This is a genomic window from Streptomyces sp. NPDC059900 (assembly GCF_050270335.1).
In the GTDB taxonomy this organism is placed as follows: domain Bacteria; phylum Actinomycetota; class Actinomycetes; order Streptomycetales; family Streptomycetaceae; genus Streptomyces.
The window spans coordinates 1-11,312 of record NZ_JBNNJZ010000256.1 but is presented as its reverse complement, the minus strand read 5'-3'; the positions used below and the strand labels follow the sequence as shown (position 1 = coordinate 11,312).

The following is an 11,312-nucleotide window of genomic DNA, read 5'->3' as shown; positions in this document are numbered from 1 at the left end:
GTCCGGGCCTCCCCCCCGCCCCGGCTGTCCGGATTCCCAGGGCGCCCCGTCCCCCTACCCGGGCCCCGGGGCCGACGCCTGTCCGGGCTGCTGCTCTGGCTGCCCCCTGCTGAGGCCGGAGCGGCTCAGCGATCCGCGAAGACCATCCAGACCTGGCCGGGAGCGAAGGGCATCGGACGGCCGTCGGCGAGCGTGAACGTCGTGCCGCTTTCGGCGCTCGACCGCTTCCAGCGGGTCTTGTACGCCTTGCCGCCCCGCAGCACCGTCGCCCGGCCGCTGCCGACCGTCTTGATGTACGGGGTCGCCGCGCCGTTGACGTCCTTGTAGCGCGACGGCGGCATGTCCACGTGCTGGATCACGACCGTCCGCGCGCCGAGCCGCGCCCCCGAGGAGCTGCGGGCCGGGGCCCCGTCGAAGGACGCGAGCCAGCGGCGCTCGCCGGGCGACCAGCGGAAGGTGTGGCTGGCCCCCGAGTAGCGGACGGTCCGCGCCGCGGTCCGGGTGCCGCCGTCCGGGGCCGGGCCGAAGCGGAAGCCGACGTCGCCGGGGTGGCTGGCCTTGGGGGCCGTGCGCAGCGCGGACTCGGGGCGGACGAAGAGATTGTGCGGGGCGGGCCGGTTGCCGCTGCGGAAGTAGGCGCCGGGGTAGCTGCCGAACGGGCGCGCGTACAGCGGTGCTTCCTTGAGCACCTTGTTGAGCGAGCTGCGCACACCCGAGTAGGCGAGGGCCGGGCGCCCGAACTGGCGCAGCAGCTCGATGTCCGACTCCCGTGCGCTGCGCACCGGTCCGACGGCCTTGGGCAGGCGGCTGGAGTACACCCCCATCAGGCGGCTCATGCCGCCCTCGACCTTTTCCACGTAGACGATGTCCGCCTGCGCGAGACCGGTGTGCGGGCGTGCCCTCGGCGCGTTGTCGAACTTCACCGCGAGCACCGGGCCCTTCTGCGCCGCACGGCCGGTGAAGGGCGACCGGTCGCCCGGCGGTGCCGTGTCCGCCGGTGCGCTCTCGTGTGCGGCTCCCATGGTGAGCGCGCCCACGGCGAGCGTGGCGAGGAGTCTGGTGCCGATGCGGGTGCGGCGCCGGGTTCCGGCAGGCCCTGCTGTCATCGCGGTGCTCCGTTCGTCCCCGAACACGCGGCTCCGGGACCAGTCGTTCCTGGCAGTGGCAGCCGCAGTCCTTCCTCCGGGGCGCCGGCGGCGAACCCGGCATAGGGCCATCCAGCCGCCTGGACTCACCACGGCGGCGTACGTGCCGGGCCCTCCCGCGGGCCCGGCACGCATTCCGTGGAGGTCAGGCGGTGTGCAGGGTGAGGCCGTAGCGGTTCAGGATCTCGTTGATCGGCTGGTACCAGGTCTCGCCGCCGCCGCTGCAGTTGCCCCAGCCGCCGGAGGTGACGCCCTGGGCCTGGTCACCGCTGATGAACGAGCCGCCGGAGTCCCCGCCTTCGGCGCACACGCTGGTCTTGGTCATCTGGTGGACGGCGCCCTGGCTGTAGTTCACGGTCTCGTTCTTGGCGAGCACGTTGCCGCAGTGCCAGTGCGTGGTGGAGCCGGAGCGGCAGATCGAGGCGCCGACCGGTGCCTCGTTCGAACCGCGGACGAGCTGGTCGGAGACGGTGCCCCAGCCGAGGACCACCGGGACGGTCCACCAGCCGTTGCCCACGCTGACCCAGGCGTAGTCGTTGTCCGGGAACGAAGAGCCCCGGAAGTTGCCGATCGCGGAGTTGTCCCAGCCGCGCACGGAGGCGCCCGTCTGCCCGCAGTGGCCCGCGGTGACGAACCCGCCGTGCACCGAGAAGCCGATGGAACAGCGGACGTTGCCGGTGTAGTACGGGTCGCCGCCGACGGTCCCTGCGGCGAAGGTGCTCGGGGCCTTGCCGACCGTCTCGACCTCGACGGGGCCTGCCTTGCGGGCACGGTCGACGAAGCGTTGGACATCGTTGTCGTTCTGCTGAGCAGCGACGACGTTCACCACGACCTTGTTGCTGCGCGGCGCCACGTGCCAGCTGCTGACGCCCTTGGGCGCGGACAGCTTGTCGATGCGTGCCTTGACCGCGTTCAGTTCCTTCTCGCTGTGGCGGACCACGCGGACGGCGGCGCCGGTCGCGCGCAGGGCCCCGGCCTTCCGGGCGCTGGTGGTGGCGACGGTCAGCTTGCCGGTCTTCGCGCTGTACCAGGAGCCCGCGTAGGTCGATCCGGCGGACCGCTGCGCCGCGCGGTCGACGCGTATCGCGGCCTTCTCGGAGGCGAGGCGCTCACGCGCCTGGCTCTCGGTGAGTCCGAAGTCGTTCTGGAGGGCGGTGAGCATGCCCGCGGAGGCCGGGGCGGGGGAGGGGGAGGGCGCGGGGGCGGCGCCGGCGGTGGAGGTGAGCGAGGCGCTTGCCCAGGTGCCGACCAGGAGCAGGGAGGAGAAGGCGATGCGCACTCCGGTTCTGCGTCTCATGGCAGTGCCCTTTCTGTCGTTCCGTCGGGGTGGGGAGGAACAGGGTGATGAGAGCGCTCTCACGTTGAGTTCAGGCGGAGCATAAGAGCGGCCCGGCGGTCATGTCCATACCAACTAAGCGCCATCGGGAGGCAATTGGTGTCGGAAAACCAACGCCGGGCCAAGACTGGGTACGGTGTACGCGCAGGACTGGGTACGGTGTACGCTTTTCCTTCAGTCCGGTTCGGTCCTGTCCAGGCCAAGGAGCATCAGTGACGGTCACACCCGCCGACAGCCACCACATGATTCAGGTGCGGGGCGCCCGCGAGAACAACTTGCGGAACGTCTCGCTAGACATCCCCAAGCGGCGGCTCACCGTCTTCACCGGAGTCTCGGGCTCCGGCAAGTCCTCGCTCGTCTTCGGCACCATCGCCGCCGAGTCGCAGCGGCTCATCAACGAGACGTACACCGCGTTCATCCAGTCGTTCATGCCGAGCCAGAGCCGCCCCGACGTCGACGGGCTGCGCAATCTCAGCGCGGCGATCGTCGTCGACCAGGAGCGGATGGGCGCCAACTCGCGCTCCACGGTGGGCACCGCCACCGACGCCTCCACCATGCTCAGGATCATCTTCAGCCGTCTGGGGGCCCCGGCCGTCGGGACGGCGGGCGCCTTCAGCTTCAATCTGCCCGAAGGCATGTGCCCCCGCTGCGAGGGCACCGGCGAGGCCTCCACGGTCGACGTCGACCGGCTCGTGGACCGCGAGCTCTCGCTGAACGAGGGCGCGATCACCGTGCCGTACTACGCGGTGGACTCCTGGAGCTGGCAGACCGTGGTCAACTCCGGCTTCCTCGACCCGGACAAGAAGGTGAAGGACTACACCGAACAGGAGTGGGCCGACCTCCTGCACAAGGCCCCGACCAAGGTGAAGGCGGGCTCGAACGGCTTCACGTACGAGGGCCTGATAGCCAGGATGCAGCGGACCTGGCTCGCCAAGGACCGCGACGCCCTCCAGCCCCACATCAGGACCTTCGTCGACCGCGCCGTGGTCTTCGCCCGCTGCCCGCTCTGCGAGGGAACGCGCCTGACCGCGGCCGCGCTGTCGTCGAGGATCGACGGCCTGAACATCGCCGACTGCTCCTCGATGCAGATCAGCGACCTCGCCGCGTTCGTGCGCGGCCTCGACGACCCGGCCGTCGCGCCGCTGATCGCGAGCCTGCGCGAGCTGCTCGAATCGCTCGTCGAGATCGGGCTCGGCTATCTGAGCCTGGACCGCACATCGGGCTCGCTCTCCGGCGGCGAGGCCCAGCGCGTGAAGATGGTGCGCCATCTCGGCTCCAGCATCACCGACGTGACGTACGTCTTCGACGAGCCGACCATCGGCCTGCACCCGCACGACATCCGGCGCATGAACGACCTGCTGCTGCGGCTGCGCGACAAGGGCAACACGGTGCTCGTCGTCGAGCACAAGCCCGAGGTCATCGCGATCGCCGACCACGTGGTGGACCTCGGTCCCGCGGCCGGCACGGCGGGCGGGCAGATCTGCTTCACCGGCGACGTGGCGGGGCTGCGCGCGTCGGGCACGCTGACCGGGCGGCATCTGGAACACCGGGCCCGGCTGCGCGAGCAGGTGCGCGTGCCCAAGGGGCAGCTGTCCATCCAGGGCGCCGACCGGCACAACCTCAAGGACGTCGAGGTCGACATCCCGCTCGGGGTGCTCGCCGTGGTCACCGGCGTCGCGGGCTCCGGCAAGAGCTCGCTGATCCACGGCTACCTCTCCGGGCAGGAGGGCGTGGTGGTCGCCGACCAGTCGCCGATCCGCGGCTCGCGCCGCTCGAACCCGGCGACCTACACCGGTCTGCTCGGCCCGATCCGCACCGCGTTCGCCAAGGCCAACGGCGTCAAGGCGGCCCTGTTCAGCGCGAACTCCGATGGCGCCTGCCCCAAGTGCAACGGCATCGGGCTCATCTACACCGACCTGGCGATGATGCCCGGGGTGGCGTCCGTCTGCGAGGCGTGCGCGGGCGAGCGGTTCACCGCCGAGGTCCTCGCCTACCGGCTGCGCGGCAAGAACATCAGCGAGGTCCTCGGCATGTCCGTCGCCGAGGCACTCGATTTCTTCCCCACGGGCCAGGCGCACGCCGTCCTCGGCCGTCTCGGCGATGTCGGGCTCGGCTATCTGCGGCTCGGCCAGCCCCTGAACACCCTCTCCGGCGGCGAGCGCCAGCGCCTCAAGCTCGCCATCCACATGGCGGAGAAGTCCTCGACGTACGTCCTGGACGAACCGACGACCGGACTGCACCTGGCCGACGTGGACAAGCTGCTCGCGCTGCTCGACCGGCTCGTGGACGACGGCAACTCGGTGGTCGTCATCGAGCACCACCAGGCGGTGATGGCGCACGCCGACTGGATCATCGACCTGGGGCCCGGCGGCGGGCACGACGGCGGGCAGGTGGTGTTCACCGGCACGCCCGCGACCCTGGTGACCGAGGGGGAGACCGTGACGGCGCGGCATCTGCGGGAGTACGTCGGCGGCTGAGGCCGGGCCGGAGCCGTAAGGCGATCGTGCTCGGGCACGGTGTCCGCGTAGGGTGCGTGAATGAGCATGCTGGATGACGCCCGCGCGGGCATGAACCCCGAGATCCGACCCCAGGACGACCTGTTCGGCCACGTCAACGGTCACTGGCTTGAGACCGAGCCGATCCCCGAGGATCGCTCGAGCTGGGGCCCCTTCGTGCAGTTGGTCGACACGGCCGAGGAACAAGTGAAGGTGATCATCCAGGAGCTGGCGTCGGACGGCGCCGGCTCGGATGACGCGCGCAAGATCGCCACGCTGTACGCCTCGTTCATGGACGAGGAGACGATCGCCGCCCGCGGGCTCGCCCCGGCGCAGCCCCTGATCGACGCCGTCGCGGGACTGCGGGACACCCGGCAGCTCGCGGCGTTCCTCGGCCGCTTCGAGCGGACCGGCGGCTCCGGTCTGTTCGGTTCCTACATCGACTCGGACGACCGCAACTCCGACCGCTACCTCTTCAACGTCCTCCAGGGCGGGATCGGCCTGCCCGACGAGTCGTACTACCGCGAAGAGAAGTTCGCCGAGATCCGCGAGAAGTACCTCGCCTACCTCACCGAGCTGCTCACGCTGGGCGAGCACGCCTCGCCCGCCGAGGCCGCGCAGACGGTTCTCGCCCTGGAGACCCGCCTCGCCGCGGGCCACTGGGAGCGGGCCGAGACGCGCGACGTGCAGAAGACCTACAACCTCCTCACCCTGCACGAACTGACCACCCTGGCCCCGCACTTCGACTGGCGCGGCTACGCCGAGGGGCTCGGCGGCTCGGAAGCCACCATCGCCGAGACGTGCGTCCGCCAGCCGTCCTTCTTCCGTCACCTGTCCGCGGTCCTTGACGAGGTGCCGATCGAGCAGTGGCGCGACTGGGCGCTGGTGCGGGTCCTGCGTTCGTGCGCGCCCTACCTCACGGACGCGTTCGTGCGGAACAACTTCGAGTTCTACGGCCGCACCCTCAACGGCACCCCCGAGCTGCGCGCCCGGTGGAAGCGGGCGGTCGCGTTCGTCGAGGGCTCCATCGGCGAGGCCGTCGGCAAGGAGTACGTGGCGCGGCACTTCCCGCCGAGCTCCAAGGCGATGATGGACGACCTCGTCGCCAACCTCCTGGAGGCCTACCGCCAGTCGATCGCCCGCCTGGACTGGATGACGGACGAGACGAAGGAGCGCGCCTACGAGAAGCTCGCCACCTTCCGCCCCAAGATCGGCTACCCCGACACCTTCCGCGACTACTCGGCTCTTGAGGTCACCGAGGGCGACCTGCTCGGCAACGCGCAGGCGGCGGACGCCTTCGAGTCCGACCGGCAGCTCGCCAAGATCGGCGCGCCGGTCGACCGCGACGAGTGGTTCATGCTGCCGCAGACCGTCAACGCCTACTACAACCCGGGCACCAACGAGATCTGCTTCCCCGCGGGCATCCTGCAGAAGCCGTTCTTCTCGCCCGACGCCGACCCGGCCGAGAACTACGGCGGCATCGGCTCGGTCATCGGCCACGAGATCGGCCACGGCTTCGACGACCAGGGCGCGCAGTACGACGGTGCGGGCAACCTCAACGACTGGTGGACCGCGGCCGACAAGACCGCGTTCGAGGCGAAGTCGAAGGCGCTGGTCAAGCAGTACGACGCCTTCTCGCCGCGCAACCTGCCGGACGAGTTCGTCAACGGCTCGCTGACGGTCGGCGAGAACATCGGCGACCTGGGCGGTCTGACCATCGGGCACACCGCGTACCGCATCGCGCTCGACGGCGCCGCGATGCCCACGAGCGGCGGCCTGACCGGCTCGCAGCGGCTCTTCATGAGCTGGGCCTACTGCTGGCGCACCAAGCGCCGCAAGGAGCAGGAGCAGCAGTACCTCACCATCGACCCGCACTCGCCGCCCGAGTTCCGCGCCAACATCGTGCGCAACCTCGAAGAGTTCCACGAGGCGTTCGAGACGGCGGAGGGCGACGGTCTCTGGCTGGACCGCGAGGAGCGCGTCCGGATCTGGTGAGCATCCGGGAGTGAAGTCCGGGCCTGGTCGCGGCAGTGTGCCGCGACCGGGCCCGATCCGCTTGGGCCCCGTCAGCCGGAGCGGGGGTGGTTGGCGCGGAAGGCCGGGATGTCGTGCAGGCGGCGGGCGTAGGAGCGGAGGCGGGGGTAGGCGTGCACGGCCTCGTTTTCGGCTGCGGTGAGGTGGACCAGCTGTGCCCACAAGTGCACGTCCGCCGCCGTCAGTTCGTCGCCCACGACGTAGCGGCGCGAGGCAAGACGGCGGTCGAGGCGGTCCAGTGTCGCGGGGGTGAGCGGATCGGCGAGGAAGTCGTGCCAGGTGTCGATCCGGGCGGCCAGGGACGGCGGTCGCAGGAGGCGGCGCGGGCCGTTCCCGTTCCCGTGCGCGGCGAGGCGGCAGGCGAGGTCGCGCAGGATGTCCGGCGTGTGATTGCTGACGACGTGTCCGCTCCACCGGTCGCACAGGGCGGGAACGGTCAGCGGGCCGTGGAAGTGGTACTCGGTGGCCTCGTAGAAGCGGTGCAGGTCGTCGAGTGCGGCGGTGGTGTCCGTGGTCTCCGGGGCCAGGAGCGTCGTGGTGACCGACTCCCTGAGCCCGAGCAGGTCGAGGGTGACCGAGACGCGCAGCGAGCGGGGACATCCGGCCGAGAGATACAGGTGGTATCGGTGGGGCGCCGGATAGAAGCCGCCGGCCAGGTCCGCGCCGATACGGCTGCGGATCGGGGCGGGACACGTGCCGTGCGGGGAGCGCGACGTCTCCGGGACGGGGCGGCGGGGACGGTGCGACGTGATCTCGGGCATGGCTCTCCAGGCAGGTGAGGGGGGCGCCGCCCGGGTGCTTGCCGACGGTGGCGCGGTGGGGGAGAGGGGCAGGCGTAGCCGCGGAGGGCTGCGGCAGGGGGCGCGTTTCCGCTGCGCGCACGTCCCGCGCACCGGGTACGCCATGTACGTCTCGTATGTGCGGGGACGTCAGGCAGCTGGAACCGAGGCGCTGCACACGCGCAGCAGGTCGATGTGCAGACGTCTGGTCAGAATGCGGGGGCGGGGACGGGGCGCGGACAGGAGAGGCCGCTGCATGCCCTTCCTCTCGCCGAACGCCCTGAACATGTGCACCAGCCCTGCCGTCGGGGCCCGTTGAGCCGGGTCGTGACCGTCTCCGGCAGTCTGGGTCCGGGCGTCCGGTGCGTCAAGAAGGCCCGGGAACTCGCCGCCGGGAAGCGGAACAGAAGCAGGGGCCCGGCGGTTGTGCCTGAGAAGGACGCACACCGAGGCACGTACTCAGCTGTGAGCACGCCCATGATCCACGGGCATTGCGCACCGCCCCGGCCTCACGTAACGTCCCGAGCAGGTTACGAGTGTCAGCGTCAAGCCCTGGCTTGCTGACCGGCAACCCTCCCACGCGGCGGGGTGCTCCAGGTGAGGACCAGGCGGACCCGCTCAGGGCTCCGCAAGCGCGAGACGGCGAGGCCCCTGGCCCGCCGGGCCGAAAGGGTGGAGGTGGGGGACGTGTCGGTGATGCTGCCCGTGCTGCCCGCCGCGCCCGCGTCGGCGTCCGTGTCGGCAGCCCCGCGCGTCAAGGTGATCGCCCCGCGCCCACAGGTCCACCTGTACTCCCGACCGCACATCGATCTGCAGCGCGTCGCCGGCGCGCTCTGTCGTTCCTGACCCGTCACCCCGCCGCCGCACCCTCGGAGCCGAGGGGCCGGTGATCTCGTACGGTCGATCAGGAAGGCACACCTTTCGTGTCGTCATCATCAGCGCTGCCCCATTCATCCGCTCAATCCGTTTCCTCCTCTCCCTCCGGCGCCCCGCTGCACCTGGCCGTCGCACTCGACGGCGCGGGCTGGCACCCGGCCGCCTGGCGTGAACCGGTCGCCCGGCCGGGGGAGTTGCTCACCGCCCGGTACTGGACCGATCTGATCACCGAGGCCGAACGCGGCCTGCTCGACTTCGTGACCATCGAGGACGCGCTCGGGCTCCAGTCCTCGCACTTCACCGAATCCGACGGACGCACGGACCAGGTGCGAGGGCGCCTCGACGCGGTCCTCATCGCCGCCCGTGTCGCCCCGCTGACCAGCCACATCGGCCTCGTGCCGACCGTGGTGACCACCCACACGGAGCCCTTCCACATATCCAAGGCGATCGCCACGCTCGACTACGTGAGCGCGGGCCGCGCGGGCCTGCGGGTGCAGGTGTCCGCACGCCGCAACGACGCCGCGCACTTCGGGCGCCGCACGTTTCCCGCCCTCGACGGCGTCGGGGACCTCGGCAGAGCGGACGTACGTGAGCTGACCCTCGACCTCTTCGACGAGGTGGCCGACTACGTCGAAGTCGTGCGCCGCCTCTGGGACAGCTGGGAGGACGACGCGGAGATCCGGGACGTCGCCACCGGCCGCTTCATCGACCGCGAAAAGCTGCACTACGTCGACTTCGAGGGCAAGCACTTCAGCGTCAAGGGCCCCTCGATCACCCCCCGGCCGCCGCAGGGCAGGCCCCTTGTCGGCGCGCTCGCCCACGAGGGCCCGACCGACGCCCCCTTCCGGCTCCTCGGCCGCTCCGCCGACATCGGATTTGTCACCCCGCGCGACGCGGCGCACGCACGCGCCATCGTCACCGCGGTCCGTGCCGAGCAGGACGAGGCCGGGCGCACCGCCGAGCCCCTGAACCTCTTCGGCGACCTGGTGGTGTTCCTCGACGACGACCCGGCCGCCGCCGCGGCCCGCCGCGAGCGCCTTGACGCCCTCGCCGGTCACCCGTACACCAGCGACGCACACGTCTTCACCGGCACACCCGCTCAACTGGCCGACCTGCTTGACGAGTTGCAGCAATCCGGTCTCGCCGGTTTCCGGCTGCGGCCCGCCGTCGCCGGTCACGACCTCCCGGCGATCACCCGGGGCCTGGTGCCCGAACTCCAGCGCCGCGGCGCCTTCCGGCACGCGTACGAGGCCGGCACCCTGCGCGGCCTGCTCGGCCTCGCCCGCCCCGCAAGCCGCTACGCCGCCACCGCCTGAGCCGGAAGGAACCCGACATGAGCAAGTCACCGGACAAGCCGCTCAAGCAGATCCACCTCGCGGCGCACTTCCCCGGCGTCAACAACACCACCGTATGGAGCGACCCCGAAGCCGGGAGCCACATCGAGTTCAGCTCCTTCGCGCACTTCGCCCGCACCGCCGAGCGCGCCAAATTCGACTTCCTGTTCCTCGCCGAGGGTTTGCGCCTGCGTGAACAGGGCGGCGAAATCTACGACTTGGACGTCGTCGGACGGCCCGACACCTTCACCGTCCTCACCGCGCTCGCCGCCGTCACCGAACGCCTCGGCCTGACCGGCACCATCAACTCCACCTTCAACGAGCCGTACGAGGTGGCCCGCCAGTTCGCCAGCCTCGACCACCTCTCCGGCGGGCGCGCCGCCTGGAACGTCGTGACCTCCTGGGACGCCTTCACCGGCGAGAACTTCCGGCGCGGCGGATTCCTGCCGCAGGAGGAGCGGTACTCCAGGGCGAAGGAATTCCTCGCCACGGCGAACGAACTCTTCGACTCCTGGCGGGGTGACGAGATCGCCGCCGACCGGGAGAGCGGCACTTTCCTGCGCGACGCCAAGGCGGGCGCCTTCGTCCACCAGGGGCAGCACTTCGACATCCAGGGGCAGTTCAACGTCCCGCGCAGCCCGCAGGGCCGACCCGTCATCTTCCAGGCCGGTGACTCCGAGGAGGGGCGCGAGTTCGCGGCCGAGGGCGCCGACGCGATCTTCAGCCGGTACAGCACGCTCAAGGAAGGCCAGGCGTTCTACACGGACGTCAAGGGACGCCTCGCGCGCTACGGCCGCACCCACGACCAGCTGCTCATCCTGCCCGCCGCGACCTTCGTCCTCGGGGACACGGACGCCGATGCGGAGGAACTCTCCCGCGAGGTGCGGCGCAAGCAGGTCAGCGGCGCAACGGCGATCAAGCATCTGGAGTTCGTCTGGAACCGCGACCTGTCCGCGTACGACCCGGACGGACCGCTGCCCGGCATCGACCCCGACCTCGGCGAGCACACCGTCGCCCGCGGGCGCGCCCAGGTACGGATGTACCGCGACCCGCTGGCCACCGCGCGCGAATGGCGTGAGCTCGCGGCCGCGAACAAGTGGTCCATCCGTGACCTCGTCATCGAGACCGGCAACCGCCAGTCCTTCGTCGGCTCCCCGGCCACCGTCGCCGAGACGATCAACTCCTTCGTCCAGGCCGACGCGAGCGACGGTTTCATCCTCGTCCCGCACATCACCCCCGGCGGCCTCGACGCCTTCGCCGACACCGTGGTCCCGCTGCTCCAGGAGCGCGGCGTGTTCCGCACGGAGTACGAG

General features: G+C 70.8%; 8 protein-coding genes and 1 riboswitch. Of the genes, 5 read left to right on the top strand and 3 right to left on the bottom strand.

The window, feature by feature from the left end:
• Nucleotides 1-125: 125 nt before the first annotated feature.
• Nucleotides 126-1,106, bottom strand: a complete 981-nt coding sequence (locus tag ACQKIP_RS27545) for a DUF3048 domain-containing protein (RefSeq protein ID WP_365861092.1) — start codon at nucleotides 1,104-1,106, stop codon at nucleotides 126-128.
• Nucleotides 1,107-1,290: 184 nt separating this feature from the next.
• Complete coding sequence (locus ACQKIP_RS27540; protein ID WP_365861094.1) at nucleotides 1,291-2,442, bottom strand: S1 family peptidase; 1,152 nt, start codon at nucleotides 2,440-2,442, stop codon at nucleotides 1,291-1,293.
• Between the two features lie 281 nt (nucleotides 2,443-2,723).
• On the opposite strand from ACQKIP_RS27540, the gene ACQKIP_RS27535 reads away from it, so the two are divergent.
• Both ACQKIP_RS27535 and ACQKIP_RS27530 read left to right on the top strand, forming a co-directional pair.
• Complete coding sequence (locus ACQKIP_RS27535; protein ID WP_365861204.1) at nucleotides 2,724-4,958, top strand: excinuclease ABC subunit UvrA; 2,235 nt, start codon at nucleotides 2,724-2,726, stop codon at nucleotides 4,956-4,958.
• A gap of 60 nt (nucleotides 4,959-5,018) precedes the next feature.
• Nucleotides 5,019-6,971, top strand: coding sequence for a M13 family metallopeptidase (locus ACQKIP_RS27530; RefSeq protein ID WP_365861095.1), 1,953 nt, complete (start codon nucleotides 5,019-5,021; stop codon nucleotides 6,969-6,971).
• Between the two features lie 71 nt (nucleotides 6,972-7,042).
• Here the strand turns inward: ACQKIP_RS27530 and ACQKIP_RS27525 are convergent, their stop codons facing one another.
• The gene (locus ACQKIP_RS27525) at nucleotides 7,043-7,771 is read right to left on the bottom strand and encodes a glutathione S-transferase C-terminal domain-containing protein (RefSeq protein ID WP_365861097.1); all 729 of its coding nucleotides are present in this window, start codon (nucleotides 7,769-7,771) and stop codon (nucleotides 7,043-7,045) included.
• Between the two features lie 546 nt (nucleotides 7,772-8,317).
• Nucleotides 8,318-8,430: riboswitch (SAM riboswitch) on the top strand.
• On the opposite strand from ACQKIP_RS27525, the gene ACQKIP_RS27520 reads away from it, so the two are divergent.
• The 3 genes from ACQKIP_RS27520 to ACQKIP_RS27510 form a co-directional block, all read left to right on the top strand.
• Nucleotides 8,387-8,635 (top strand): putative leader peptide, encoded by a 249-nt coding sequence (locus ACQKIP_RS27520; RefSeq protein WP_365861099.1) that lies wholly within the window; start codon nucleotides 8,387-8,389, stop codon nucleotides 8,633-8,635. It overlaps the preceding riboswitch by 44 nt.
• A gap of 95 nt (nucleotides 8,636-8,730) precedes the next feature.
• Nucleotides 8,731-9,981 carry an LLM class flavin-dependent oxidoreductase gene (locus tag ACQKIP_RS27515; protein WP_427744389.1) on the top strand — a complete coding sequence of 417 codons (1,251 nt, stop codon included), beginning with the start codon at nucleotides 8,731-8,733 and terminating at the stop codon, nucleotides 9,979-9,981.
• A 17-nt stretch (nucleotides 9,982-9,998) separates the two neighbouring features.
• Nucleotides 9,999-11,312: NtaA/DmoA family FMN-dependent monooxygenase (locus ACQKIP_RS27510; RefSeq protein ID WP_427744385.1), on the top strand; the 1,314-nt coding region annotated here is incomplete at its 3' end.